This window comes from Acrocarpospora phusangensis (assembly GCF_016862995.1).
In the GTDB taxonomy this organism is placed as follows: Bacteria; Actinomycetota; Actinomycetes; order Streptosporangiales; family Streptosporangiaceae; genus Acrocarpospora; species Acrocarpospora phusangensis.
In genome coordinates, this window is record NZ_BOOA01000078.1 from 1 (window position 1) to 26,432 (window position 26,432).

Here is a 26,432-nt window from a genome sequence, read left to right on the forward strand (position 1 = left end):
GCACACGTACACCCGAGGAACACGATCAAGTGATCCTGCCCTCAGGGGCGTCATCGTCACGCTTGTGAAGCTTATGTACTTTGTTCTTGCTATGTCCTATATTCTTTCAGTCTGTCTTCGCAGTGTCAAATCGCCCCGTTTCGGGATTCTTGACACCGACCCAACCAACTGGTGGGAATTCGGACCACCCCGTTTCCGGGGCAACCCCTCTAACTTACCAGACCTTCAGTCGCCTAGCGAACGACCACCGGATCATGGCTTGTCATCGGGGATGTCGGCTCCTTCGTCGCAGCCCACGACTCATCCGCGGAAACGAGGAGGTGGATTGCGCCGGACCGGACCGACTCCAGAAGACTAACAGTTCCGCCGAGTCCTCACGCCGCAAACCGCGCGGGCGAGCCTGACAACCATCGAGGTCACTCGCGCATCTAAGTAGCACCCGGTCGATCGCGTGGCCCAGCACGGCAACATGGGCAACCCGATGTCAAGCCATCCGCAATCGTCCCGGGATACGAATCAAGATGCGGGAGTCACCACCGGCGCCAACCGGACGCCGGGACTCCTGTCGTGGAGGTGGCCATCATGACGCAGCGGTCGGAGTTCGACGACATCCGCGCACACATCACGGCCGAGGGCACGCACTCGGGCGATCTGCTCAGGATTGCGCGCGAGCTGCTGGACGACCTTGAGCAGGTTCGCATGCGGGAAGCGACCCTGCGCACCTACTATCTGGCGCTGCTCACCGCCAGCCGGGCGAGTGTGGCCGCGCGGGCGGCGGGCTCGGAGGAGCCGCTGCTCTTCGTCATGCACGAGCTGGCCAAGCACGGCCAGTTGCCGGCCGGCGAGGAGGTCTCGCGGATTCTGTCCGACGCGACCGCGGCTCAGGCTTTGCTCGCTTCCATGGACCAGCCCCCGCAGCCGCCCCGGCGTACCGGCCCGAGCAGTAGCCGGTTGCGCCGTTGCGTGGGTGTGAGCCGATCCCTCCCGCACTGATCGCGCTCCCCCGTTTCGTCCTTCCTCCCGCTCTTGTCGCTATGACGGTCATTCGGCCGTCATAGCGGGAAGGCGTCTCCCACGGCCTGTACGGCACTTGACTAAACGGACCACAGTCCATATCGTCCTGGATCAGAAGCGGACCATAGTCCGATTGAGAAGGGACATCTCATGGGCAAGCTGCTGCACATCTCCGCGTCCCCGCGGGGTTCCGCGTCGCACTCCCGCCGCATCGCCGACGCCTTCCTGGACGAGTACGCGCGACACGCCGGCGACGACGCCACGATCGATCACTTCGACCTCTGGGACGGCTCGCTGCCGGAGTTCGGCCCCGCCGCGGCGGCGGCCAAGATGGCCGTACTCATGGGCGAAACGCCCACGGACGAGCAGAAGGACGCCTGGGACGCGGCCGTCGCGACCTTCCGGCGGTTCGACGCGTACGACAAGTACCTGTTCAGCGTCCCCATGTGGAACGCGGGCGTGCCGTACATCCTGAAGCAGTTCGTCGACGTGGTGAGCCAGCCGGGGATGGTCTTCGGGATCGACGGGGAGCGCGGCTACATCCCGCTGCTCGCCGGGAAGCGGGCGGCCGTCGTGTACACCAGCGCCGTGTGGGCTCCGGGGCTCGGGCCCGAGTGGGGAGAGAACGCGCAGTCGCCGTACGTCGAGGGGTGGCTGCGGTGGGCGGGCGTCGACGACATTCAGGCCATCCGGTTCCATCCCGCGCTCTGGGGCGACTACCCGGTCGAGCTCAAGAAGGCCGAGGAGGCCGCCCGCGAAGTGGCGCGGACGTTCTAGCGTCCACGCCGCGCGCTCTTACGGTACGCGTCGAGGACGTCCTGCCGGAGCAGGTGCCCGAATCCGGCGCGGGCCAGGCGCAGCCCGAGGTCGGCCTCGTCCGTGCCGAGGGCGGCGGCCGTGGCCGGCATGCTCCATTCGTGTTCGGCCAGCCGGTCGAGCAGGTACCCGCGGCGGCTCTGCGCCTCGGAGAGCCGGAAGGTCTTCAGGTAGGCCAGGCGGCCGGCCTCGTCGGTAATCATCTCGCCGATGTGGTTCTCCCGCTGCCGCTCGAAGGAGGGCAGGAAACGCCGCAACGCGAAACGGCCGAGGCGATACACCACCTCGTCCCGTTTCGGGGCGGTCAGCAGGCCCGCCGCCATCACCGAGTCGTGGAACTCCGCCCACTCCCGCTCCCGCTGCTCGGCCTGCGCGCGCAGATCCGCCAGGGACGCCACCGCGGCCGCGTCGATCAGCGCGGCGAAGTCCCTGGCGGGGTAGAAGAGGGCGTATTCGTAGATCAGTTCGCCGTACAGGTCGCGGATCAGGGTGGGGTGCAGGGCCAGGTAGTCCTCCGGGTGGGGCACCACGAAGGCGCTGGCCAGGGTGTCGCCGACGTAGAGCAGCAGGCCGCACTGGCCCGGGTAGAACTCGAAGACGTGGAGCGCGTCGTCGAGGCCGTGGACCTGGGCGCCGGCGTAGGCGTCCTCGATGCGGGGGGAGAGCCCGTGGGCGAGCGCCTGGCGGGTCCACTCCTCCCACGCGAGCGTCGGGCCGCCGAAGTGCAGGGCCAGGAAGCCCTCCAGCGCGAGGTGCAGAGGCAGGAAACGCAGGCGGTTCCTGTCCACGCGCCGTGCCATCCGCCGCCGGGTCCTGACGCCCATGCGCCGCAGCGGCTCGCCGAGCTGGGTGCCGTACGCGGCGGCGGGGGTGCCGTCATCCGTCCAGGACGCGACGAAGGCGTGCGGGATGTAGGCGGTGTAGGTCGTCCTGTCCGGAAGCGCCACCAGGGAGGGCTCGTCGCCGTAGATCTTGGCGTGGAGGCGCAGGTCCCTGATCGGCTCGGGCCGTACGAGCGGGACCAGGCGGACGGCGCCCCAGGTCTGGGCGGGCCGGGTCTCCAGCCCCGTGAGGTCGATCATCGGCGGGCCGCCCGGTCCGCCAGGTAGGCGCGCAGCTCGGCCAGTCCGGTACGCCCCTGCGAGAACATGGCCAGTTCCACCAGCGCGGGCAGGTCCTCCACGTCGCGGATTCCGGCCGTGGGCACCATCGGGGAGAGCCGGAGCACGTCGAACCGCTCGGCGTCGTAGACGGGGTTCAGGTGCACGACGGCGACCTCGCCCATCGGGTCGAGCTTGCGCCGCCAGACGCGCAGCACCTCCGCGGCCAGGCCCGGCGGCGCGTTGTCGGAGCCGTCCGAGACGATGACGAGCCGGTCGGGGCGCAGCTCCAGGGCGTCGATGATCCGCTTGCCCAGCAGGGTGGGACCGGCGGGACGGGCGCGCAGGGGGTCCTTCCGCCCGGACAGCCACAGGCCGTGGTAGCTGCCGGCCAGGGCTTCCAGGAGGTAGTGGCAGCCGAGGGCGACCGCGAGCGGGCGGCGGCGCTTCACGGGCGAGCCGTAGGAGGAGAAGCTGTCGTCCAGGACCGCGACGACCTTCCCCCACGTCCCGGCGTGCGGGCTGGCGGCGCGGACGGCCGAGGCCCGGAGGGCGTCCGCGTGCTCGGGACCGCGCTTGGCGACCGGCAGCGAGAGCACGTACGAGGCCAGCCGGACCAGCGGCATGGCGGCCAGGTCCGCCCGCGTGTCCACGCCCTCGCGCCGCGCCCGCTCCGTCAGGCGGAGCCGCTCCAGCCGGGTCAGCTGGGGCGCGATCCGCTCCAGGAAGACCGCGCGGCCGATGCCCAGTCGGGCGGCGAAGCCTTCCGCGACCGTGTACGGCAGCTCGTACAGGGCGGCCTTCTCGTAATGGGCGCGGCGCCACGTCTCCAGGATGGGCGTGTCGAAGCGGGTCCTGCGGCGGGGCGCGAACAGGAAGTCGCCCAGTTCGGCGGGCAGGCTGAGGTGGGTGTGCCGGACCGCCGCCTTCACCCCGGAGCGGTACTTGACGGCGTCGAAGGCGAGGTTCGGGCGCGCGTTCAGCCAGTCACGGATGATCGCGCGGGTGCGCCGGTTGTTGACGCCGTCGCGCCGCAGCTCCCGGAAGAGCCGGTACACGCGGGGCGGGCTCATCCGGGCCAGCCGCCAGGCGATCAGCCGTCCGTCGCCGGAGCCGCGTTCCCGCAGCAGGTTGCGGATGATCATCGCGGCGTTGTGGTCGTTGATGTCCAGGGCCAGCGCGGTCGCGTAGATGTCGGGGTAGTTGCCCTGGATGTACTGGTGCAGGAAGTCCAGCGACAGGCGCTGCTCCTGCCCGGTGCTGTAGAGCTCGCGCTGACCGGTGGACGTGATCGCCGCGTTGGCGAAGATGAGCACGTCCTCGCACGCGATCAGGTCGGCGTAGGTGTCCATCGGAAATCCCCCAGCGAAAAGGTGGACCGGCCGGGGAATGGCGGCATGAGCTGCGAAGCATCGCTTCAAAGGCGGGTTCCGGAAGTCACGCCGAAGTCCCGCGGCCAGTCTGCTGGGGACGTTATCAAGACATATCCGGGTAACGCTCGGCAATTACCGAGGGGACGCCCCACCGCGCGGCGGCGAGGCGTCCCCGGTGGGTCACTGGGTTGTGCAGACGGTTCCGTTGAGGGTGAAGACGCTCGGGACGACGTTCGGCCCGCTGTAGCTGCCGACGAAGCCGATGTTGGCGGTGGCCCCGGTAGCCAGCGGGCCGGTGCCGACGACCTTGACGTTGGAGCCGGTCTGGGTCCAGGTGGCGTTCCAGCCGCCGTCCAGGTTCTGCCAGGTACGCGGCCAGGCGAAGTCGAAGGTCCAGCCGCTGATCGCGGCGCCGGTGTTGGTGATGTCGATGGAGCCGACGTAGCCGCTGCCCCAGTTGGTCTGGTCACTCAGGCGTACGGTGCAGGAGCTGGTGGCCGGGGTGCCGGTGGTGAACGTCAGCGGCGGGGAGGACCAGGAGACGCCGCCGCCGCTGTCGCGGGCGATCACGTTGACGGTGTAGCGGGTGCCCGGCCTGAGGTTGCCGACGGTGAACGAGGTGCCGCCGGTCTCGCCGAGCTGCTCGGTGTTGGCGCCGTTCTGGCGGTGGACTTCGTACTTGACGATCGGGCGTGCGCCGGGGGTGGCGGCAGGCCAGGAGATCGTCGCGGCCTTGTCGGTGACGCCGCCGGCCGTCGGCTGGCCCGGTGCGCCCGGCAGCCCGGCCGGGACCGCCGACGGACGTACGACGACGGTGGTCATGGACAGCGGCGGCAGTGTCTGGGTGGTCGCGGTGCCCGAGGTCGCGCTGGTGATGGCGGTGGCGCCGTTGGTGTGGGTCAGCACGGTGGGCGCTCCCCCGGCCGGGCTGAACCCGGCGTACCCGAGGGCGACCGGGTACGAGGTGTCGGAGGAGGTGTTGATCAGCAGGACCGCCAGGTCGCCGTTGGGGCGGCGCGCCGCGTGCGCGACGACCTTGGCCTGGCCGCTGGCGGCCTTGACGAACTGGTCGCCGGGACGGACGAAGCGGCTCATCATCTGGAGCGCGTAGTACGGCGCGAAGGGCGTGTTGAGCGGCGGTTCGCACACGCTGCCGTCGCTGGTGCAGGTGGCGCTGGAGAGCAGTCCGAAGTCGCCGTAGTCGGTGTGGCCCTCGACCTGCCGTACGGGGCCGATGCCGTTGTGGGTGTTCCACCAGTCCACGCTGAACACGCCGTTGGCCATCATGGTCGCGTACGCGTCGGCGGCGGCCAGCGCGCCCGGCTGGGTGTTCTCCCCCGCGCCGCTGGTCCCCGTGTTGAACTCGGTCACCGCGATGCCGATGCGCTCCGAACCGGGCCCGGCGTGGGCGGCGATCTGCTGCCGGGTGAGGTAGATCATGTCGGGGATGTGGGCGGCCTTGTCGTACGCGCCGGGGTACCAGTGCAGGATGACGAAGTCGATCTTGGGGCCGGCCATGGAGAGCACGACCTTGTTCCAGGTGCCGGCGTCGCCCCCGGCCACGATCCCGTCGGGCCAGTTGGCGGCCGTGGTCAGCACCGCGCCGATCTTGATGGAGGGGTCGACGGCCTTCATCGCGTCGGAGTAGGCCACGACGTTGCGCGCGTACTCGGCCGGGCTCTTGTCGGCGTGGTTGTCGGCCTCCCAGGCGGAGCCGTAGTGGCCGTTGCCGTAGATCTCGTTGCCGATCTCCCAGTACTTCACGCCGTAGCCCTTGGTGACGTTGGCGTGACGCACCCAGTCGGCGGCCTCCTGCGCGGTGCCGGTGCCGTAGTTCGCGGTGACCATCGGCTGCGCCCCGGTACGGCGCGCGCCGCGCATGAAGGTGTCGAAGTCCGTGTCCGGGGCCACGTAGCCGCCGGGGGCGGTGTGGTCGGCCCAGTGGTAGATGTCGGAGTACGAGCCGCCGGGGTAGCGCACCAGCTGCACGCCCGCGTCCTTGAGGAGGTCGGCCGTGTCGTTGGTCCCCAGGTTGGTGTCCCAGATCGCGTGGTTGGCGCCGATGCCGGTGTCCGGGACGGCGGCCAGCGCGGCGCGCGCGTTGACGGTCACCGCGACGGGGGCGACCTCCTCCGCGTACGCCGGGGGGATGGTCAGGGCGGTCAGCGTCAGAAGGGCGGCCGACGCGGCCCGCAGGAGGGTTCTGGGCATTGATGCACCTCGCATCGAAGATGGGTACTCACTCGACGCCCCCTCCTGACCAGAAGGCACGATGATCGTGCGGGCGATGACCGGGTCGCGTCAACCGGCCGTGAAACTTTCACGGCACGCGCCGGCCCGGGATTCCGGTCCGGACAGAATGCCGACAAAGGTGCCCTTTGGGGGACTTTGGTGCAGAAAAACGAAGAAGGCCCGGAGAATCTCCGGGCCTTCGTCTTTGGTAGCGGGGACAGGATTTGAACCTGCGACCTCTGGGTTATGAGCCCAGCGAGCTACCGAGCTGCTCCACCCCGCGTCGTTGTGATCCACAGCTTATCGGCGTCTCCGCCCGGAGGCAAATCAGCCGAGCCGGCGGCGGGCGCCGGAAACGACGAAGGCCCGGAGAGCCTCCGGGCCTTCGTCTTTGGTAGCGGGGACAGGATTTGAACCTGCGACCTCTGGGTTATGAGCCCAGCGAGCTACCGAACTGCTCCACCCCGCGTCGTTGTGCAGTTCAACTCTATCCATGCTCGGGAGCGGTGGCAAACGGAATGCGAAACCCCCGCACCCGGCGTGGGTACGGGGGTTCGCCACAGGGTCAGACCGTCGCGGCTGTCGCGGCTACGGACCCGCCGTAGCCGCGGTCACCGGTGACGGGGACGCGGACGGTGAGGCCGTGGGTGACGGGGACGGTGACGCCGAACTCGACGCTGAACCGCTCTGGAGGGCGGCCAGCTCCGCCAGCGCCGCCTTCAGAGCCGTCTGCGCGGCTCCGTAGGCCGCCCAGTCGGGCGGGTTGGCGCTCAGCGCCTTCTGGGCGTCGTCGTAGGCCTTCTGGGCCTTGTCGACGGTCTGCGCCAGGGTGGCGGTCTCCGGCGTGGTCGTCTCCGGCTGGTTGGGCGTCTCCGCCTCCGGCTGGTTGGTGGTCGGCGCCGTGGTCCCGCCGAAGACCTGTTTCAGGGCCTCGTCGAGGTTGTTGCCGAAGCCCACCTTCTCGCCGTACAGCACGAGGACCTTCTGGAGGGTCGGGAAGCGGCCCGAGGTCTCCTCCTTCGGCTGGACGTAGACCGGCTCCACGTAGAGCAGGCCGCCGCCGAAGGGGAGGGTGAGCAGGTTGCCGTACAGGACCTCGGTGGCGCCGCCGGTGCCGCGCAGCAGGTTGAGCTGCTGCGAGACCGTCGTGTTGGACAGGAAGGTGTTCTGCGCCTGCGGTGGGCCCTGGATGGCCGTGTTGCTGGGCAGCTGGAGGATCTGCAGCTTCGCGTCGGCGCCCGCGGTCGCGTCCACGGCCATGAAGGCGGCCATGTTCTGGCGGCCGTTGGGCACGAACGTGGTGGTCAGCGAGAACCGTTCGGTGCTGCCCGGCATCTTCATGGTCACGTAGTACGGCGGCTGCTTGCTCTTCTTGGTGGCCGGGTCCTCGGGGACCTTCCAGAAGTCCTGGCCGCTGAAGAAGGCGTTGGCGTTGGTGACGTGGTACTGCGTGAGGATCTCGCGCTGGGCCTTGAACAGGTCGGCCGGGTAGCGCAGGTGGTTGCGCAGCTCCGCGGAGATGGCCGAGGTCGGCTTGATGATCCCGCCGAACGCCTTCTGCCAGGTCTTCAGGACCGGGTCGTTCGGGTCCCACTCGTAGAGGGTCACCGTGCCGTCGTAGGCGTCGACGGTGGCCTTCACCGAGTTGCGCATGTAGTTGACGATGTCCCGCGGCACCTGCGGCACGGCCAGGCGCGAGGTGGACACGTCCGTGGTCAGCTCTTCGAGGCTCTTGGGCTCGGAGTACGGGTACGCGTCCGACGTCGTGTACGCGTCCACGATCCACACGATCCGCCCCCCGACCACCGCCGGGTACGGGTCCCGGTCCAGCGTCAGGAACGGCGCCACCTGCTGGATGCGCTCGATCGGCTTGCGGATGTACATGATCCGCGAGTTCTCGTTGATGTTCGAGTTGAGCAGCAGGTTGGTCTCGCCGTACTTCAGCGCGTAGAGGAAGCGGGTGAAGACGCCGCCGATGGAGACGCCGCCGCGGCCGGTGTAGGTGTTGTTCTTCTGGCCGCTGGAACCCTGCTCGGGGTAGTCCAGCTCGACCGGGCTGGTGCCCGCCGGACCGCCGACGATGGAGTACTCGGGCGAGGACTCGCCGAAGTACACCCGCGGCTCGTACTTGCCCAGGGTGCCGGTCGGCGGAATGTCCTTCTCGCTGAAGTTGGGCACGCCGCTGGCGTCCACCGCGTTGCCCGGCGCGGCGACGACGCCGAAGCCGTGGGTGTAGACGAGGTGGTCGTTGATCCAGTTGCGCTGCTCGTTGGGCGGCAGGCCCATCTCCCGGACCGCCACGACGGTGTCGCGCAGCTTGCCGTCCGAGGACGGGTACCGGTCGATGTCGAGCTGCTCGGGGAACTGGTAGTAGCCCCTGATCTGCTGCTTCTGCTGGTAGGTGGGCGAGAGCAGGCTCGGGTCCAGCAGCCGCATGCCGGGGATGGCCGCCGACTCGCTCTGCAGCACGGCCTCGGACGCGTCGGTCTTCGCGCTGTACTGCGTCACGACGGCGGTATCCACCCCGTACGCCTTGCGTGTCGCGTCGATGTTGCGCGCGATGTACTCCTGCTCCTTGGCCTGCTGGTTGGGCTTGACCTGGAACTGCTCGACCAGCGCCGGGTAGACGCCGCCGATCAGCACCGCGGAGAGCACGAGCAGGCCCAGCGCCACGCCGGGCAGCATGCCGCCCGGCCGGACCACGCCGGCGAAGAAGAGCGCGGCGCAGATCAGCGAGATGATCGCCAGGATGCCCTTGGCCGGCAGCACCGCGTTGATGTCGGTGAAGGACGCGCCGAAGACCTTCCCCCGGTCGGAGAAGACCAGACCATACCGATCCAGCCAGTACGCCCCCGCCTTGAGCAGCACGAAGACGCCGAGCAGCACCGACAGATGGGACCGGGCCGCACGGGAGGCCTGCACGCCGCCGGGGGTCTGGATGCGGAACCCGCCGTACAGGTAGTGGACCAGCGCCGCCGCGATGATCGACAGGATGATGGCGGTGAACAGGAAGTTCAGCACCATCCGCAGGAACGGGAAGGTGAACATGAAGAACGACAGGTCCCAGCCGAACTGGGCGTCGGTCTGCCCGAACGGAGTGGCGTTCTGGAACAGCAGCCAGGTGCGCCACTGGCCGGCCGTGGAGGACCCGGCGAACAGGCCGAGGATGGCCATGCCGATCAGGAAGACCAGTTTGCGGTGCGGGTCGACGGCCAAACGGTAGCGGTCGGCGCCCTGCGCGTTGCCGAACATGCCGGGCCCGAACATGGGCCGCATGCGGTGGGCCAGGGCCATGTTGCCGCCCACGATGCCGACCATCAGCACAGCGCCCGCCAGGAACAGCAGGATCTGGGTGAGCAGCATGGTGGAGAACACGGCGGTGAAGTCGACCGAGTCGAACCACAGGTAGTCCGTGTAGATCCCGGCGAAGATGAACAGTGCCACCACGAGCACCACCAGGGTGATCGCGACGGGAATGAGCAGTCGCGGCCGGCGGGGCAAGCGCATCGCCCGACCGGCTCCGGGGCTCCGGAAGCTCAACGCCAACCCCTTAATGTCACAGATAAGTCTCACTGAGCACGAGCACAACGGTCCGTGCCTGGCAACCTACACCGCGAAAAGCTCTGCTGTGATTTTTGGGAGCGCCCCCTGTGGACAAAGCCTCCCGGGGGACGGCGATCCCGGCCGGGTAAAGCTTTCAGGAACAGGCGGGCACGTTCCCCGATCCGGTCCGCAGCGCCTCCAGCGCCTTGATCGCCCCGTCCAGGGTCGACACCTTGACCAGCCGCAGCCCGTCCGGGACCGCGCCCAGGGCGGCCGCGCAGTTCCGGTCCGGAGTGAGGAAGATCGTGGCCCCGGCCTTGCGGGCGCCCACCATCTTCTGCTCGATGCCCCCGATCGGGCCGACCTCGCCGCTGGGCTTCATGGTGCCGGTGCCCGCGATGTTCTTGCCGCCGGTGAGCGGGCCGGGGGTGAGCTTGTCGTAGATGCCGAGGGAGAACATCAGGCCGGCGCTCGGGCCGCCCACGTCCCCGACGCTGAAGTCGATTTTGAAGGGGAACTTGTAGCTCATCCCCATCCGCACGCCGACCATGGCCCTGCCGTCCTTGCCCGCGGTGCCGACCACGGTCACGTCGGTCTTGGCGGACCTGCCCTCCACGGTGAAAACGATCTTCTCGCCGGGCTTGTGCTGCTGCACGGCGGACACCACGGCGTCGGCGTCCGCGGTCGGCGCGCCGTCCACCGCGACGATCATGTCCCCGGGCAGCAGCTTGCCGTCCGCGGGGGTGCCCTTGTCCACGCTGGAGACCTTGACCACGTCCTCCACCGGGAGCTTCAGCTGGTTCAGCGCCGCGGCGGTGGCGGTGTCCTGGGAGCCGGCCATCTCGGCGGTGTTCTGCTCCTCCACCTCCTGGACCGACCGCTCCCTGGGGAAGATCGTCTCCTCGGGCACGACGGCGATGGTGGAGTCGAACCAGCCGCGCAGCGCGGTCAGCAGCCCGATGCGGTTGCCCGGCCCGCCCTGGTACGCCACGGTGACGAGGCTGAGCATGCCGCTGGTGGGAAAGGTCTCCCGGCCCTGCACGTTGATGACCGGCTTGCCCTTGATGTCGCCGAGGGTGTTCTCGGTCGGGCCCGGGCTCAGCACCACGTACGGCACGGGCAGCATGGCGCCGCCGATGGCCAGCGCGAGCGTCAGGAAACCCGCAACGATCAAGGTGAGAGCACGTCGGGACATGCGCAGACTCTATTCGCTCATGACTCCTGGCCGGCGCCGACCCACTCGGCGGAGCCGTCGGCGAACAGCTGGTTCTTCCAGATCGGGACCTCGTGCTTGAGGTCGTCGATCAGGCGCCGGGAGGCGGCGAACGCCTCCGCCCGGTGCGGACAGGCCACCGCCACGATCACCGCGAGGTCGCCCAGCTCCAGGTCGCCGATCCGGTGCACGGCCGCCAGGGCGGTCACCGGGAAGTCGGCGGCCACCTTCTCGGCGACCCTGCGCAGCTCCGTCTCTGCGGAGGGATGCGCGGAGTAGGACAGGCTGCTGACCTGCCGCCCTTCGTCCTGCTCGCGCACGGTGCCGATGAACAGCGCGGTGCCCCCGGCCGCGTGATCGGCGACCGCGCCCAGCACCTCGTCCACCGACAGGGCGGTGTCACGGATCTCCAGCAACCGGATGACGTCCACGAAGGGAGTCTAAATCCTCTTCTTGCGGCGGGCCGCGCGCACGATCGCCGCGGTGCCGATCACGGCCACGGTGGCGCCGGCCGCGGTGATGGTGGCGTCCTTGCCGGACAGGCGACGGCCGACCACGGCGTGTCTGCCCTCGCTGAGCGACAGCAGCTCCTGCAGGGCGGCCTCGTTGGTCCAGGCCGGCTTCCAGCCCGCCTGGTGCAGCGCGGTCGCGGTGACCACCCACGGGTAGACGACGTAGTGCAGGTCGGTGGCGGGGGCGGGGGTGACGCCGAGCCGGTGCAGCCGCTGGGCGGTGCTGAAGGTGAGCCCGGCCGGCAGCTCGAACCGCCGCAACCCGGACACCTCCTCCACCTGCTCCATCTCCAGCCAGCCGTCGGAGCCGACCGCCACGACGCCGGTGACCTGACCGAGCGCCGCCAGCTCCAGGGCCGAGACCAGGTCGTCGAGGTGGCAGAACTGCCAGCGCGGCAGGCAGCCCTTGACCACCAGCAGCCGGGGGGCCTCGAAGTGCCGGGTGACCACCGTGTCGACTTCGGGGCCGACCAGGGCGGCCGGGCGGAGCACGGTCACCTCCAGGCCCGGGTGGACCCGCAGCGCGCGCCGGGCCAGCGACTCGATCTCCAGGTAGTCGCCCACCACGCCGGTGTCCGGCTCGGCCGCCACGGGGGCGTCCTCGGCCAGCGGGACCGGGTTGTCGGCGGCGGCGCCGTACACCATCGCGCTGGTGACCAGGACCACCCGGCGCACGCGCGCCGCCGCCGAGGCGGTCAGCACGGTCTGGGCGGCTCTGATGTTGTACGCCCGGCGTTCCACCGGATCGGCGTCCAGCGCGAAATCGCCCGCCAGATGCACCAGGACGTCCACGTCGGAGATGCGGTTCGCCAAGAGCGGATCCCGGATGTCCAGGACTCGCCAGGTGACGTCCGAGACGTCGCCACGCTGGTCGTCGATGGCCACGACGCGGCGGAAATCCGCAGACGAGGCGACCTTCGCGAGGAACACCCTGCCTATCCCGGAGGCCGCGCCGGTGACGGCGACGACGGGCGGACGATGGCGTTTCGAGGTCGGCACGAGGTCCTCACTTTGCACTGATCCGCCCCACGACGGATAACGTGGCGGATGTGGACTCCTCCATCCTGCACGAGGTGGCGCGGTGACTGACCTGCCAGGTCGCGAAAACGACCCCAACGAGAATCCGTTCGCCATGTTCGGCAACCCGGAGCAGATCGCCGCGGCGATGCGGCAGTTCGCCGACATGCTGTCGGCGCCGCAAGGTTCCGGGCCGGTCAACTGGGACATGGCCAAGAACATCGCGAGACACGCGGTGATCGCCGATGGTGGCGATCCGAGTGTGATGGAAGGCGAGCGACGCCAGATCGTGGACGCGCTCAATCTGGCCGATCTGTGGCTGAACGAGGCCACTCCTTTGCCCAGCGGCGTGTCGAATCCGCAGGCGTGGAGCAGATCGGAGTGGATCGAGAAGACCATCCCGGTCTGGCAGAAGCTGTGCGACCCGGTCGCGGCGCGGATGGTCGAGACCATGAGCGGCACGCTGGGCGCCGGGGGGCTGCCCGCCGAGGCGCAGGCCATGGCCGGGCCGCTGATGGGCATGATGAAGCAGATGGGCGGCATGATGGTCGGCCAGCAGATCGGCCAGGCCCTCGGCACGCTCGCCCGCGAGGTGATCGGCTCCACCGACATCGGCCTGCCGCTGTCGGACACGGCCGCCCTGCTGCCCGGCGGCGTCGCCGCGTTCAGCGAGGGCCTGGAGACGCCCGCCGAGGAGATCCGGCTCTACCTGGCGCTGCGCGAGGCCGCGCACCACCGCCTGTTCCAGCACGTGCCGTGGCTGCGCGGGCACCTGCTCGGCGCCGTCGAGGAGTACGCGCGGGGCATCACCGTGGACGTCGCCGCGCTGGAGGACAAGCTCCGCGCCGTGGACGTGAGCAACCCCGAGCAGCTCCAGGAGCTGCTGAGCGGCGGCGACCTGCTCAAGCCGGAGGAGACCGAGCGGCAGAAGGCCGCGCTGGCCCGGCTGGAGACCGCGCTCGCCCTGGTGGAGGGCTGGGTGGCCACCGTCGTGGACACCGCCGCCGAGGGCAAGCTCCCCTCGGCCGCCGCGCTGGCCGAGACCGTACGGCGCCGCCGCGCCACCGGTGGCCCCGCCGAGCTCACCTTCGCCACCCTGGTCGGCCTGGAGCTGCGCCCCCGGCGGCTGCGCGAGGCGGCGGCGCTGTGGCGCTCGCTCGGCGCGGAGCGCGGCCCGGACGGGCGGGACGCGGTGTGGACGCACCCGGATCTGATGCCGACGGCCGAGGACCTGGACGATCCGTCCGGATTCGTGAAGGGCGAGGCCGAGTTCGACCTGAGCATGCTGGACGAAGCCCCCGGTGAACCCGGAGAGAAGCCGAACAATGACGCAGAGTAGGCTTTCTGGGTGAGTTTGCACACAGACGCGGTATCAGTACTGGAGGGGTGGGTTGCTCCCACCGAGGCGGAAGAACTGCTGCGGAAGGAATTCCTGACGCATCTGTCCGATCATGACGACGCGATGTGGCGGGCCTGCGTGCCCGGCCATCTGACCGCGACCACCGCGGTGCTGTCGCATGACGGGGAGCGCGTCCTGCTCACCCTGCATCCCAAGGCCGGGATGTGGCTGCCCATGGGCGGCCACTGCGAGCCCGGCGACGCCTCGCTGGCGGCGGTCGCGCTGCGCGAGGCGGTCGAGGAGTCCGGCATCGAGGGCCTGCGGCTGCTGCCGGGGCCGCTCGCGCTGGACCGGCACGAGGTGTGGTGCCATCCACCGCGCTGCTGGCACCTGGACGTCGAGTACGGCGCGATCGCCCCGCCCGAGGCGGAGGCGGTGATCAGCGAGGAGTCGCTGGACCTGCGCTGGTATCCCCTGGCCCGCATCCCGGAGCCGACCGACGACGCGACCAGGCGGCTGGCCCGCAGGGCCCGCGCGGTCCTGCTGGGCGAGCCGCTGGAACCGCTCGCCTGATTTGCCCAAGCTGCACCGTATCCACACATGACCCCGGCATAACGTCCGCCGTTCGGCGCTTCTGTGCTGGTTAGGGTCGAGGGCAGAGCGGGAGGAGAGTGGTCAAGTCGGACGTCATCGAGGTGGGGGGCGTCATCGCGACCCCGGGTCGCGAGAAGCGGCGGTGGTGGCGGCGGCTGGCGTGGCCGCTGGTCGTGGCGTGCGCGGGCTGGGCGCTCTTCCAGCTGTCCGGGCTGCCGTTCGGGCGGCTGGGCGTGATGGTGAGCAGCGCCACGCCGTACGCGGCCCTGGGGGCGGCGGGGGCCGTGCTGGTGGCGCTGCTGGCCCGCGCTCCGGCGGCCGTGGTGGTGGGCCTGCTCGCGGCGGCCGGTCTGGGGGCGCCGGTGCTCCCCCGCGCGCTGGGCGGAGAGCAGCCGCAGAACGCCGGTCCGGCGCTGCGGGTGCTGTCGATCAACATCATGATGGGCGACGCGGACTTCGACACCCTGCTCGATCTCGTACGGCGGCTGAAACCCGACGTGGTGAGCGTGCAGGAGCTCGACGGCTGGGCGGTCCACGGCCTGGAACGGGCGGGCCTCACGGAGCTCCTGCCGTACACGCATCTGCTGTCCCGGCGCGCGGCCTCGGGCGGCGGGCTCTACTCCCGTTTCCCGCTGACCGTGCTGCCCGAGTTCGGGCCCAGCCGGGGCCACGTCATGCCGTACGCGCGGCTGGTCGTCCCGGGCGGGCCGCCGGTGGACATCGCCGCCGTGCACCCGGTCAACCCGGTGAAGCAGGGCACCCGGCTCTGGCGGGCCGGGCTGGCCTCGATGCCCGCGCCCGGCGGGGACACGCTCCGGATCATGGCGGGGGACTTCAACGCCACCCTGGACCACCCCGAGCTGCGCGCGGTGCTGGCCAAGGGCTACGTGGACGCGGCCGAGGTGACCGGCACGGGCCTGGTCCCGACCTGGCCGGCCAACTGGCCCACCCCGGCGATGATCACCATCGACCACGTGCTGGTGGATCCCCGGGTCCAGGTGCGGTCGGTGAGCGCGCACACGATCCCGGACACCGACCACCGGGCCGTCTTCACCGAGCTGCGGCTGCCCGCGCTCAGCTGAGCAGGTCCCGGGTGTTGTCCCAGCCTTCCAGGCCGGGGTCGAGGCGGGCGATGTCGGCGGGCGTGCGCAGGCGGTGCCAGCCCGGTCCGGTGGCCACCCGGCGCGGTCCCGGCGCCTGGGCGCGCAGGTGCGCGACCAGGTCGGGGCGGTCGAACTCGGGCGTCGCCCAGGCGGGGAACGGCAGGCGGGCGGCCATCGCGACCGCCCCGCCGTTCTCCGCCGGGCAGACCGCGATCTCGGCCCGGCCCAGCTCCCGGAAGAGCTTGCCGATCAGCAGCGGCGGCAGGTCGGGCGCGTCCGCGCTGATCACGACGGCCTGGTCGGCCGGGGGCAGCGCGTCGAACGCCTTCTCCGGCGAGCCGATCGTGATCACCGGAGTGCCCGGCCACGCGATCTCCTCAAGCCCGGCCACCCCCGCGGCCAGGATGACCGGGCGGACGAGTTCCAGCCCGGCCACCACCTCGTAGGTGTCCTCGGCCAGAGCCATCAGGAAGGCCGCCCGGTCCACTCCCGGCGGCGCCGCGCCCCCCTGCTCGGGGGTGACGAGAACCGCCGCGATACGATCGGTCAACATTCCTCCGCGGAACCGCTGGCGGCCATGGAGAATCCTTCAAGGAACCCACGCGCCCGCTCAGCCTTGGGGTAGCGTTCCACCAGCGCCCAGAAGCGGGGGCCGTGACTGGGCACCAGCAGGTGCGTCAGCTCATGCATGATCACATAGTCGACCACCCAGGCCGGCATGCCGCGCAACCGGGCCGACAGGCGGATCGTGCCGTGGTCCGGCGTGCAGGAGCCCCAGCGGTGCAGCTGATTCTCCACCCAGCGCACGCTCGCCGGTTCGGCCCTGCCGTCCAGGTACCGGGCCGACAGCTCTCTGGCGCGATCCAGGAGGTCGTCGTCGCTGGGGCGTTTTCGCTGCTCCTTGGCAGCGAGGCGATCGAGCATACGCCTGACCCACTGCTCTTCATCGGTCGTGCTCAGCCCAGCGGGTAGCAGCACGATGGTCTTGTCACCATCGCGATATGCGGAAACGGTTCGCCGCCGTCGTGCGCTCCGACGAACCTCGACTGTCTCGGGGGGCACATATGCAAGGTATCCGACACGCGCGGAATTCCACAGGGGGTGGAACACGTTCTCGCTGGTCAATCAACGTTTCCCTGATGTTAAACAGCCCCCCTGACCTCTGCGGTTATCCACAGGGCGGAAAATCGGGCCCGCCAGAAGCAATAAGTATGGCAAGGTCACGCGGCTATGGGACTGCGTGACGCGCATCAGGGGTGGCCGGCCCGCCCGCGACTGAAACCGATCCTGCGGCTGCTGGCGCGCGATTCGCGCACGCTCCAGTTCGGCTCGCATCCGGCCCGCGCCGTGCTGCTGGCCGACGTGGAACCGCCCGTACGGCGGCTGATCGAGAGCCTGGACGGCACCAGGACGCTGGAGCAGGTCATCGCCGGCAGTGAGATCGGCCCGGCCGCCGCCCGGGAGACGATCGAACTGCTCGCCGTACGGGGCCTGCTCGACGACGCCGCCGTGCGGCCGGTGGCCGTCAGCACACCCGAACGCGAACGCCTCCGCCCCGACCTGGACACCTTGTCCTTCACCGGCACGGACGGCGGGGCGGGCGCGCTGGCCCGCCGCCGGGCCGCCCAGATCCGCGTGTACGGCGCGGGCCGCGTCGGCGCCCAGATCGCCGTGCTGCTCGCCGCCTCCGGCATCGGCCACCTGTGCGTGGTGGACCCGGGTACGGCCCGCCACGACGACGTGGTCCCCGGCGGCCTGACCTGGAACGACGTGGGCAGGCCCCGGGAGGAGGGAGCGGTCGCCCTGGTCCGCGCCCAGACCCCGAGCGTCAACGCCTGGCCGGGCAGGACCGCGGCGGGTCTCGGCGACGGCGCGCCCGCTCCGGACCTGGTCGTGCTCGCGCCCATGGCTCCCCTGGATCCCGTCCTGGTCCGGGAACTGGCCGGGCGCGGCCTGCCGCACCTGCTGGTGACCTGCCACGAAGGCTGCGGCGGCGTCGGCCCGCTCGTGCTGCCCGGTGAAACCGCGTGTCTGGAGTGCCTGGACCGGATCAGAGGCGACCGGGATCCCGGCTGGCCGGCGCTGCGGGCCCGGCCCGGCGGGGAGGCCGCCTGCGACACCGTGCTGTCCACCCTCGTGGCGGGTCTAGCCGCTGGTCACGCTCTCGCCTTCGTGGACGGGGGCAGGCCCGCTGTGAGTAATGGCACAGTAGATATTTTGCCTGATCGACGCTGGCGGCAGCGGTCCTGGCGGCGTCATCCGGGCTGCCCTTGTAGTCGGAACGCCCAGGCTGCGCTAACAATGGTCGCGTGACTGACCTACCGCGCAACGCCGTGACGCGCTCGGCGAAGCTGGCGGCGCTGCCGCTCGGGTTCGCCGGGCGCACCGCGCTGGGGCTGGGGAAGCGGATCGGCGGCAAGTCCGCGGAGATCGTCACCCAGGAGATCCAGCAGCGGACCGCCGAGCAGGTGTTCAAGATTCTCGGCGAGCTCAAGGGCGGCGCGATGAAGCTCGGCCAGGCGCTGTCGATCTTCGAGGCGGCGCTGCCGCCGGAGGTCGCCGGGCCGTACCGGGCGACGCTGACGCGGCTGCAGGACGCGGCGCCGCCGCTGCCGGCCGCCGCCGTGCACCGGGTGCTGGCCGACCAGCTCGGCGACGACTGGCGGGAGAACTTCCTGGAGTTCGAGGACCGGCCCACCGCGGCGGCGTCGATCGGGCAGGTGCACCGGGCGGTCTGGCACGACGGGCGCGCGGTCGCGGTGAAGATCCAGTATCCGGGCGCGGGCAAGGCGCTGATGTCGGACTTCAACCAGCTGGCCCGGCTCGGCAAGCTGTTCGGGGCGCTGCTGCCCGGCCTGGACATCCGGGCCGTGCTGGGCGAGCTCAAGGAGCGGGTGGGCGAGGAGCTGGACTACTTCAAGGAGGCGGAGGCGCAGCACGCGTTCGCCGTGGAGTACAAGGACGACCCCGACTTCTGCGTCCCCGACGTGATCGCGGCCAACGAGCAGGTCCTGGTGACCGAGTGGCTGGACGGAACCCCCCTGTCGAGGATCATCACCGAGGGCACGAAGGAGGAGCGGGATCGCGCCGGCCTGCTCCTCGTGCGCTTTCTGTTCTCCTCGCCCGCGCGGGTCGGCATGCTCCACGCCGACCCGCATCCGGGCAACTTCCGCGTCCTGCCGGACGGCCGGCTGGGCGTGCTCGACTTCGGCGCGGTCAACCGGCTCCCCGACGGCTACCCGCCGGTCTTCGGGCGGCTCACCCGGATCTTCAACCAGGGCGACATGGAGACCGTGGTCCGGGGCCTGCGGGACGAAGGGTTCATCCTTCCCCACATTTCCGTGGACGGCGAGGCGCTGCGGGGTTTCCTCGCGCCGTACGTGGAGCCGACCCGGGTGGAGGAGTTCACGTTCAGCCGGCAGTGGCTGCAGGCGCAGGCGGCCAGCGTGACCGACCTGCGGCCGGGCAACGTGGTGCGGCAGCTCAACCTGCCCGCGTCGTACGTGCTGATCCACCGGGTGCACGCGGCGGGCATCGGCGTGCTGTGCCAGCTCGGCACGACCGCGCGGTTCCGGGACGAGGTCATCCGCTGGGTGCCCGGCTTCACCGAGTGACCCGAGACGAGCGGGGATACGAGAAGGCCCGGGCCGTACGGCCCGGGCCTTCTCTCGGTGAGGGTCTCGACTAGGCGCGCGCGAGTGCGGCGCGGAGGCGGGCGGACGCACGCTCGGCCTGCCGGCGCGCCTTCTGCACGCTCCTTACTCGGCTGGCGATGCTGTGCTCCGCGGCCTCCTGGTGGAGCCCTCGTATTCGTTCGTCTACCAAGTCTTTGTAGATGGACGAGGCGGAGGCGGTCTGGAAGCTCATGACAGTTCTGCTTTCTGTGGACGTACGTGTGTCGAGGGTCAGGCGGCGACGGGAGTCTTGCGGGGACGCCCGCGCGGCCGCTTCCGGGGAACGATCGCTCCCCGCAGGATGAGTTCGCCACCCCAGACGCCCCACGGCTCCTCGCGCTCCAGCGCTCGGGCCAGGCAGGCCTCTCGGATCGGGCAGCCTCCGCAGAGCGCCTTGGCGAACTCCACGTCCTCCGGAGACTCGGCGAACCACAGGTCGGGCTCGGTACGACAGGGGATCTCGGCTTCGATCAGGTCCATGACCGGGGCCGCCATCTGCGTCACCTTCTTTTGACTGGTTTGGTCGGGTGTCCTCTTCGTTGCGGGGATACGTGGCCTGACAAACAAGAAGGCCGCGGATCCGGTGTGCGGATCCGCGGCCTGGAGGTGAGACCGGTCAGGTTATGACTGGTTCTCTCCAGGCGTGATACGGACCCTGCACTCCTCCGTTGGAGGTGTGGATGGTCATCTCGCCGCCGACCGGCCGGTCCACGTGAACCGGGGCGTAAGCGGTAGCGGGGGCGTAGGCAGACACAAGGGTGGTGCCGTGGAACGCTTCCGGACGGAAAGCCTTCTCCTGGCGCAGTTTCACTTGCGCGGCCAGACGCGTGGCGGCGAGCCACGACGGCGTCATCATGCTGATCTTCTCCACTTGGCTCACCTCCACTCGAGTGCGATCTGTTCTGTCGGACAGGACTGTCCGACTGGCTTGTCCATGACCCTAAACGTCAACCCGGCAACCGGGCAACCTATTTTCCACCTGCGATTTCGTGGATTTTTCCGGGTTGCTCCACCCGGATCATGGACTCCTGCACCACCGACACCGCCAAGTCCCCGGCGGGCGCGAACGTCCGGCCCCGACACCGGGCGCGGCAGGGGTCCAGACGGACCCGCCCAGATTTGCCCGGGCTGGGAGATCGCCGGGATTCCATGGCGTACCAGGGACGGTTTCGTAGTCCGTAGCCGACCTACCCGTGGGTAACGTGACCTAAGGGTTGATATCCGACCGCAGAGGGGCCGCGGCCATGGTCGACAAGTGGGCAATCAAGCGCGGGCTAGCCGACGCCATCAATGACCACGACATGCATCGGATGCTCGATTTCTTCACCGAGGACGCCGTCTTCGTCTCGCCCGCAGGAGTGGCAGAGGGACACGAACAGATCGCGTGGCTCTTCGAGCAGTTCTTCAAGGGATTTCCGGACCTCCACCTGACCGTGTGGTACGAGGCCACCGGCACCGACAACCCCTTGATGGTCGAGTGGACGGGGACCGGCACGCACACCGGACCGTTTCTGCTGCCCGACGGACGGGAACTGGAGGCGACGGGCCGCCGCATCACTCTGCGCGGCACCTGCGCCTCGTTCGTCGAGAACGAAAAGATCGCCACGCACCGGGAGTACTTCGACCAACTGGAGCTGTACTCACAACTCGGCTTGCGTCTGTCACGCGACGACTCGGCCGCCGCGTAGCCATTCCGAGGACTCGCAGCCCGTGTGTCAGCCGCTCACCCGGATCATGCACTCCTGGACGACCGATACCGCGAGGTCCCCGGCGGCGGTGAACATCTGGCCCTGGGCGAGGCCGCGGGCGTGGCCGGACCAGGGTGACTCCTGGGCGTACAGGACCCACTCGTCCACCCGGAAACGCCGGTGGAACCACATGGCGTGGTCGAGGGAGGCGCCGGTGACGTTGGAGGCGCCCCAGGCGAGGCCGTGGGCGAGCAGGACGGTGTCGACGAGGGTGAAGTCGGAGGCGTACGCGGCGAGGACGACGTGCAGGAGCGGGTCGTCGGGGAGGTCGGCGTCGTAGCGGAACCAGACGCTGTTCTCGGGGCTGATCAGGCTGGGGTCCTTCTGGGCTTCCCAGGTGAGGGCGTTGACGTAGCGGGCGTCCACGGCGCGGGGCTTGCTCAGCCAGTCCCGCCATTCGGGGTTGTCGCCGACGACGGCGCGCATGCGCTCCTGGAAGGGCGCGAGGGTCTCGGGGTCGGGCGCGGCGGGCATGACGGCGGCCTGGTGGTGCACGCCGGTCTCGGCGATGTGGAAGGAGACCGACATGGTGAAGATGGCCTTGCCGTGCTGGATGGCCTGCACCCGGCGGGTCGTGAAGGAGCGGCCGTCGCGGACGCGTTCCACGTTGTAGACGATCGGGATGGCGGGGTCGCCGGGCCGGATGAAGTACGCGTGCAGCGAGTGCACGTCCCGCTGATCCGGCACGGTACGGCCCGCGGCCACCAGCGCCTGCGCCGCCACCTGCCCGCCGAAGACCCGCTGGATGCGCTCCTCCGGCGACCTCCCGCGGAAGATGTTCACCTCGATCTGCTCCAGGTCGAGCAGGTCGAGCACCTCCTTGAGCGCCGAGTTCACCCGTCCTCCCCCACCTTCCGACACAGTTCCAGTACGGCTTGACCGTATCGGTCCAGTTTTACCCTGCCGATACCGGCTATGGAGAGCAGCTCTTCCTCGGTGGTGGGCACCCGTTCCGCGATCGCCTGCAACGTCACGTCCGTGAAGACCACGTACGTGGGGACCTTGGTCTCCTTGGCCACGCCGGCCCGCCAGGACTTGAGGCCCTCCAGCAGCGCCTCGTCGTAGTGGGCGGGGCAGGTCGCGCAGCGCCCGAGCTTCTGTTCGGCGGCCAGGGCCAGGGTGCGGCCGCAGACCCGGCAGCCGATGGGCGCGGCCATCGCACGCCGGGGCGCGGCCGGTCGTTCCGGCCGGGGGACGGGCGGAGCCGTACGGGGAGAGAGCCCGTCCAGGAAGCGGGACGGGCGGCGGACGCGGCGGGCCTCCGGGGTGCGGGCCAGCGCCCAGGAGATGTGCAGGTGCTCGCGGGCGCGGGTGACGCCGACGTAGAGCAGCCGCCGTTCCTCCTCGATCTGCTCGGGCGTCTCGGCGTAGACGATGGGGATCATGCCGTCGGTGGCCCCGACCAGGAAGACGGCGTCCCATTCCAGGCCCTTGGCGGCGTGCAGCGAGGCGAGGGTCACGCCCTCCAGCGGGGGCGCGTGCTGCTCGCTGGCCCGGCGCTCCAGCTCGGCGACGAACCGGGGCAGATCCGCCCCGGTCGCGGCCATGTCCTCGGCGAGTTCGGCGAGGGCGTTGAGCGACTCCCATTTGGCCCGTGCGGTCCCGCCGGCGGGCGGCTCATGGGAAAGCCCGATTCCGGCCAGAATGGCGTGTACGGCGGGCGCCAGCGGCTCCGCGTCGTTGGCCGAGCGGGCGGCCCCGCGCAGCAGCACGACGGCCTGCCGGACCTCGGGCCGCTCGAAGAAGCGCTCCGCGCCGCGCAGCAGGTAGGGCACCCCGGCGTCGGTGAACGCCTGCTCGTACGCCTCCGACTGGGCGTTGATCCGGAACAGCACCGCGATCTCGCGGGTGGGCACGCCGTCGGCCATCAGCTTCTTGACCGTGAGGGCCACCCCGAGGGCCTCGGCGGGCTCGTCGTCGTACTCCGAGAAGACCGGCTGCGGCCCGGGGGGACGCTGCGCGACGAGGTCGAGCCGGTGCACCGACTTGCTCATGATCCGGTTGGCGAGGGTGACGACCTCGGGCGTGGAGCGGTAGTCGCGGACGAGGCGGACCACGGTCGCGCCCGGGTGCTCCACCGCGAAGTTGCTCAGGTAGTGCGGGGTCGCCCCGGTGAAGGAGTAGATGGTCTGGTTCGGGTCGCCGACCACGCACAGGTCGTCCCGGCCGCCCAGCCAGGTGTCGAGCAGGAGCTTCTGCAGCGGGTTGACGTCCTGGTACTCGTCCACGACGAAGTACCGGTACTGGCCGCGGATCTGGGCGGCCACCTCGCGGTGCTCGGTCATCACGGCGGCGGTGAGTTCGAGGATGGTCTCGAAGTCGACGAGGTGGCGGGTGCGGCGGAGGTTCTCGTACCCCTCGTAGAGGCGGACCAGCTGGTCGGCGGGGACGGGCGGCGTGCGGCGGGCCTTGACGGCGGCGGCCGGGTAGTCCTCCGGGGCGACCTGGGTGACCTTGGCCCACTCGATCTCGGCGGCCACGTCCCGCAGCTCGGCCCGGTCGGGGTTGCGGCGCAGCAGCCGGGCGGCCTCGATCAGCAGCGGGAGCTTGGACTCCACCACCTGCGGGGGGTCGCCGCCGATGACGCGCGGCCAGAAGTAGGTGAGCTGGCGGAGCGCCGCCGCGTGGAAGGTCCTGGCCTGCACCCCGGGCGCGCCCAGCCCGCGCAGCCGCTGCTTGAGCTCGCCGGCCGCGCGCGTGGTGAACGTGACCGCGAGCACACTCTGCGGATCTACGCCACCGTCCTGGACCGCGTGGGCGATCCGGTGGGTGATTGCCCGAGTTTTCCCAGTTCCGGCCCCCGCGAGCACGCAGACCGGCCCGCGCACCGCCAGGGCGACCTCACGCTGTTCCGGATCGAGACCCTCCAGAACGTCCAAAAAGCGCTCCCCAACGTGCGGATGACCGGATCTGCTGGCATCATCCTTCCAGCAGCCGACCAAGAGTGTCTCAGGACCGGGTCAGCCAGAGGCAAACAGGAATCCTGCGCGGGAGGAACGAGGACCTTGAGAACAGCCGTTGGATTCGGTGCGCTCGCTCTGGCTGCGGTGATCCTCTCCTCGCCCGCGCCCGCGTCCGCGACGCCCGTCTGGGGCGACCCGACTCCCTCGCCGACCCCTACCGAGACCGTCACCGCGTCTCTGGAGGACCGCGCCACCTTCGCGTACGGCAAGCACCAGCGCCAGCGCATGGACATCTGGTGGCGCAAGGACGGCGTCGTCCGCCCGGCCGTCTTCGTGGTCCACGGCGGCTGGTGGTCCGGCGGCGACAAGAAGTACATGACCGAGGTGAGCCGGAGCTACTTCCAGCTCGGCTACGTGGTCGTCAACATCAACTACCGGCTGGCGCAGGACGCGGCCTGGCCGGCCCAGCGGGTGGACGCGATCGACGCGATCGCCACGGTCCGGCGGCACGCGGCCCAGTTCAACTTCGACCCGAACCGGTACGCGATGATCGGCTTCTCGGCGGGCGGCCACATCGCGGCGGCGGTCGGCACGTACGGCGACGGGGTGCCCGGGCTGCGCGGCGTGGTCGGCATCTCGCCGGTGGTGTCGCCGCAGACCGCGTACGAGGACGGCGACCTGGGCGCGACGTTCGAGCAGCGCAAGTTACGCAAGGCGACCATCGCGCTGGCCGGCGGCTGCGACCCGACCAAGTGCCCGCGCGTCTGGGCCAGCATGGAGGTGCCGCTGCACGCCAGCGCCGCGGACGCGCCGATGCTGAGCGTGCACTCCACCGACGAGTTCGTGCCGCCGTACCAGAGCGAGATGCTGAAGCAGGCGCTGAACGAGGCCGGGGTGCCGATGACCATCCGGGCGGTGCCCGGAATCCAGCACAGCAGCCCGCTCTACCGGGAGCCCGGTGTGGCCGAGACCGTGCAGTCGTGGATCATCGCGAGACTCGCCAGCTGACCGGGAACATCGACGATCGCCCCCGTGTTGCCAATGTCGCCTAAATGAAAGGGACGAACATGGCGCTCACGGTATACACCACCACGTGGTGTGGCCCCTGCAAGCGGCTCAAGAGCCAGCTGACGCGTGAAGGCATCTCCTACCGGGAGATCGACATCGAGCGGGAACCCGAAGCAGCCCATTTCGTCATGAGTGTCAACAACGGGAACAGGACCGTCCCGACCGTGGTGTTCCCGGACGGGACGGCGTCCACCAACCCGTCCGTCATCGAAGTGAAGGCGCGGCTGGGGCTGTAGTTCCAATCAGTCCCAGCCAGTCCCCGTCACCAGTCGCCGATCAGTGCGTCGCCGTACCAGGTCTCGATCAGCCGCCGGGCGATCGAGACCGGGGGCGGCAGGCGCAGGGCGCCGCTCTCCAGGGCGGCCAGGAGTTCGGTGCGGCTGAACCAGCGGGCCTCGGCGATCTCTTCCGGATCGCGGGTGAGTTCGGTGGTGGCGGCGCGGGCGAAGAAGCCGAGCATGAGGCTGCGCGGGAACGGCCAGGGCTGGCTGCCGAGGTAGCGCGGGGCCTTGACGGTGACGCCGACCTCTTCGAGGACTTCGCGGATGACGGCCTGTTCGAGCGATTCGCCCGGCTCCACGAATCCGGCGAGCACCGACATGCGGCCTTCCGGCCACTGCGGGCCGCGGGCCAGCAGGATGCGGTCGTCATCGTCGTGGACCGCCATGATCACGGCGGGGTCCACCCGGGGGAAGTGCTGGCTGCCGTCCTGCGGGCAGGTCCGCACGTGCCCGCCCGCGGTCACCTCGGTACGGCTCCCGCACTGCGGGCAGAACTGGTGGCTGCCGTGCCAGGCCTCCAGCGCCACCGCGTAGACGAGCAGGCCGGCGTCCCGGTCCCCCAGCAGTGCCCCGGCCTGCCGCAGCCCGGCCACCTTCGTGCCGTCGGTCTCCGGCAGCTCGGTCCGTACGGCGAAATAGGCGATGTTCCCGGCGTCCACCCCGAGCAGATAGCGCTGCCCGTCCGGCGCCTCGGCGGGGGTGAACAGCACCAGTTCGGCGCTCCCCTCGTCCTGCCTGAGCAGGGTGTCCCCGTTGTGCACGAGGGCCACTCGGGTCCGGTCGTCGGCCCAGGCACGTTCCAGCCAGGCGGCGTCCTGGCGCAGCACCGCGGACCTGTCGATCGTGCTGCGCGCCAGGAGTAGCGGCCCGAGTAGGCCCTCAGAGATCTCCACAGGCTTTAT

Annotated in this window: 24 protein-coding genes and 2 tRNA genes; 10 read left to right on the top strand and 16 right to left on the bottom strand. The window is 70.2% G+C overall.

What is annotated here, in order from left to right; genetic code table 11:
• The first annotated feature begins 582 nt into the window (after positions 1-582).
• Complete coding sequence (locus tag Aph01nite_RS32905) at positions 583-993, top strand: hypothetical protein (RefSeq protein WP_204044944.1); 411 nt, start codon at positions 583-585, stop codon at positions 991-993.
• Positions 994-1,164: 171 nt separating this feature from the next.
• Positions 1,165-1,791 carry an FMN-dependent NADH-azoreductase gene (locus tag Aph01nite_RS32910; RefSeq protein WP_204044945.1) on the top strand — a complete coding sequence of 209 codons (627 nt, stop codon included), beginning with the start codon at positions 1,165-1,167 and terminating at the stop codon, positions 1,789-1,791.
• On the opposite strand, the gene Aph01nite_RS32915 is transcribed toward Aph01nite_RS32910, so the two are convergent.
• The 9 genes from Aph01nite_RS32915 to Aph01nite_RS32955 all read right to left on the bottom strand — a co-directional run bounded on the left by Aph01nite_RS32915 (position 1,788) and on the right by Aph01nite_RS32955 (position 12,802).
• Complete coding sequence (locus Aph01nite_RS32915; protein ID WP_204044946.1) at positions 1,788-2,912, bottom strand: ARPP-2 domain-containing protein; 1,125 nt, start codon at positions 2,910-2,912, stop codon at positions 1,788-1,790. The genes Aph01nite_RS32910 and Aph01nite_RS32915 overlap by 4 nt on opposite strands.
• Positions 2,909-4,282 carry a hypothetical protein gene (locus Aph01nite_RS32920; RefSeq protein ID WP_204044947.1) on the bottom strand — a complete coding sequence of 458 codons (1,374 nt, stop codon included), beginning with the start codon at positions 4,280-4,282 and terminating at the stop codon, positions 2,909-2,911. Before Aph01nite_RS32920 ends, Aph01nite_RS32915 begins: the two co-directional genes overlap by 4 nt.
• A gap of 201 nt (positions 4,283-4,483) precedes the next feature.
• Positions 4,484-6,514: a cellulose binding domain-containing protein gene (locus Aph01nite_RS32925; protein ID WP_204044948.1), complete on the bottom strand. Its 2,031-nt coding sequence runs from the start codon at positions 6,512-6,514 to the stop codon at positions 4,484-4,486.
• Between the two features lie 227 nt (positions 6,515-6,741).
• Positions 6,742-6,818: transfer RNA gene (locus tag Aph01nite_RS32930), tRNA-Met, on the bottom strand.
• A gap of 109 nt (positions 6,819-6,927) precedes the next feature.
• A tRNA-Met gene (locus Aph01nite_RS32935) sits at positions 6,928-7,004 on the bottom strand.
• A gap of 119 nt (positions 7,005-7,123) precedes the next feature.
• Positions 7,124-10,042: a UPF0182 family membrane protein gene (locus tag Aph01nite_RS32940; protein WP_239162157.1), complete on the bottom strand. Its 2,919-nt coding sequence runs from the start codon at positions 10,040-10,042 to the stop codon at positions 7,124-7,126.
• Positions 10,043-10,232: 190 nt separating this feature from the next.
• Positions 10,233-11,273: a YlbL family protein gene (locus Aph01nite_RS32945; RefSeq protein ID WP_204044950.1), complete on the bottom strand. Its 1,041-nt coding sequence runs from the start codon at positions 11,271-11,273 to the stop codon at positions 10,233-10,235.
• Positions 11,274-11,290: 17 nt separating this feature from the next.
• Positions 11,291-11,722, bottom strand: coding sequence for a molybdenum cofactor biosynthesis protein MoaE (locus tag Aph01nite_RS32950; protein WP_204044951.1), 432 nt, complete (start codon positions 11,720-11,722; stop codon positions 11,291-11,293).
• A gap of 9 nt (positions 11,723-11,731) precedes the next feature.
• Positions 11,732-12,802 carry an NAD-dependent epimerase/dehydratase family protein gene (locus Aph01nite_RS32955; RefSeq protein WP_239162158.1) on the bottom strand — a complete coding sequence of 357 codons (1,071 nt, stop codon included), beginning with the start codon at positions 12,800-12,802 and terminating at the stop codon, positions 11,732-11,734.
• Positions 12,803-12,884: 82 nt separating this feature from the next.
• On the opposite strand from Aph01nite_RS32955, the gene Aph01nite_RS32960 reads away from it, so the two are divergent.
• The 3 genes from Aph01nite_RS32960 (at position 12,885) to Aph01nite_RS32970 (ending at position 15,835) form a co-directional block, all read left to right on the top strand.
• On the top strand, positions 12,885-14,159 hold the full coding sequence (locus Aph01nite_RS32960; RefSeq protein ID WP_239162159.1) for a zinc-dependent metalloprotease: 1,275 nt from the start codon (positions 12,885-12,887) through the stop codon (positions 14,157-14,159).
• Between the two features lie 9 nt (positions 14,160-14,168).
• Positions 14,169-14,732 (top strand): NUDIX hydrolase, encoded by a 564-nt coding sequence (locus Aph01nite_RS32965; RefSeq protein WP_204044953.1) that lies wholly within the window; start codon positions 14,169-14,171, stop codon positions 14,730-14,732.
• Between the two features lie 98 nt (positions 14,733-14,830).
• Positions 14,831-15,835, top strand: coding sequence for an endonuclease/exonuclease/phosphatase family protein (locus Aph01nite_RS32970; RefSeq protein ID WP_204044954.1), 1,005 nt, complete (start codon positions 14,831-14,833; stop codon positions 15,833-15,835).
• On the opposite strand, the gene Aph01nite_RS32975 is transcribed toward Aph01nite_RS32970, so the two are convergent.
• The gene (locus tag Aph01nite_RS32975) at positions 15,828-16,409 is read right to left on the bottom strand and encodes a glycosyltransferase family protein (protein WP_204044955.1); all 582 of its coding nucleotides are present in this window, start codon (positions 16,407-16,409) and stop codon (positions 15,828-15,830) included. The genes Aph01nite_RS32970 and Aph01nite_RS32975 overlap by 8 nt on opposite strands.
• The gene (locus tag Aph01nite_RS32980) at positions 16,403-16,780 is read right to left on the bottom strand and encodes a M48 metallopeptidase family protein (RefSeq protein ID WP_373872356.1); all 378 of its coding nucleotides are present in this window, start codon (positions 16,778-16,780) and stop codon (positions 16,403-16,405) included. Before Aph01nite_RS32980 ends, Aph01nite_RS32975 begins: the two co-directional genes overlap by 7 nt.
• Positions 16,781-17,086: 306 nt before the next feature.
• Between Aph01nite_RS32980 and Aph01nite_RS32985 the strand changes: the two genes are divergently transcribed.
• Together Aph01nite_RS32985 and Aph01nite_RS32990 are read left to right on the top strand one after the other, a co-directional pair.
• Entirely contained in the window at positions 17,087-18,169 is a 1,083-nt protein-coding gene (locus Aph01nite_RS32985; protein ID WP_204044956.1) for a ThiF family adenylyltransferase, read from the top strand.
• Entirely contained in the window at positions 18,166-19,470 is a 1,305-nt protein-coding gene (locus tag Aph01nite_RS32990) for an ABC1 kinase family protein (RefSeq protein ID WP_204044957.1), read from the top strand. The genes Aph01nite_RS32985 and Aph01nite_RS32990 overlap by 4 nt, the downstream gene beginning before the upstream one ends.
• Positions 19,471-19,761: 291 nt before the next feature.
• Here the strand turns inward: Aph01nite_RS32990 and Aph01nite_RS32995 are convergent, their stop codons facing one another.
• Positions 19,762-20,025: a WhiB family transcriptional regulator gene (locus tag Aph01nite_RS32995; RefSeq protein WP_155351137.1), complete on the bottom strand. Its 264-nt coding sequence runs from the start codon at positions 20,023-20,025 to the stop codon at positions 19,762-19,764.
• A 121-nt stretch (positions 20,026-20,146) separates the two neighbouring features.
• Positions 20,147-20,401, bottom strand: coding sequence for a hypothetical protein (locus Aph01nite_RS33000; RefSeq protein ID WP_204044958.1), 255 nt, complete (start codon positions 20,399-20,401; stop codon positions 20,147-20,149).
• Between the two features lie 373 nt (positions 20,402-20,774).
• Here Aph01nite_RS33000 and Aph01nite_RS33005 point away from each other — a divergent pair, with 373 nt between their 5' ends.
• Entirely contained in the window at positions 20,775-21,218 is a 444-nt protein-coding gene (locus Aph01nite_RS33005) for an ester cyclase (protein WP_204044959.1), read from the top strand.
• Positions 21,219-21,245: 27 nt separating this feature from the next.
• Here Aph01nite_RS33005 and Aph01nite_RS33010 read toward each other — a convergent pair whose 3' ends face one another.
• Positions 21,246-22,115 (bottom strand): acyl-CoA thioesterase, encoded by an 870-nt coding sequence (locus Aph01nite_RS33010; RefSeq protein WP_204044960.1) that lies wholly within the window; start codon positions 22,113-22,115, stop codon positions 21,246-21,248.
• Positions 22,112-24,157: an ATP-dependent DNA helicase UvrD2 gene (locus tag Aph01nite_RS33015; RefSeq protein ID WP_204044961.1), complete on the bottom strand. Its 2,046-nt coding sequence runs from the start codon at positions 24,155-24,157 to the stop codon at positions 22,112-22,114. The genes Aph01nite_RS33010 and Aph01nite_RS33015 overlap by 4 nt, the downstream gene beginning before the upstream one ends.
• 126 nt (positions 24,158-24,283) lie before the next feature.
• Between Aph01nite_RS33015 and Aph01nite_RS33020 the strand changes: the two genes are divergently transcribed.
• Positions 24,284-25,189: an alpha/beta hydrolase gene (locus Aph01nite_RS33020; protein WP_239162160.1), complete on the top strand. Its 906-nt coding sequence runs from the start codon at positions 24,284-24,286 to the stop codon at positions 25,187-25,189.
• A 59-nt stretch (positions 25,190-25,248) separates the two neighbouring features.
• Positions 25,249-25,485, top strand: a complete 237-nt coding sequence (locus Aph01nite_RS33025) for a mycoredoxin (RefSeq protein WP_239162161.1) — start codon at positions 25,249-25,251, stop codon at positions 25,483-25,485.
• A gap of 26 nt (positions 25,486-25,511) precedes the next feature.
• On the opposite strand, the gene nudC is transcribed toward Aph01nite_RS33025, so the two are convergent.
• Positions 25,512-26,423: an NAD(+) diphosphatase gene (gene nudC / locus Aph01nite_RS33030; RefSeq protein WP_239162162.1), complete on the bottom strand. Its 912-nt coding sequence runs from the start codon at positions 26,421-26,423 to the stop codon at positions 25,512-25,514.
• Positions 26,424-26,432 lie beyond the last annotated feature (9 nt).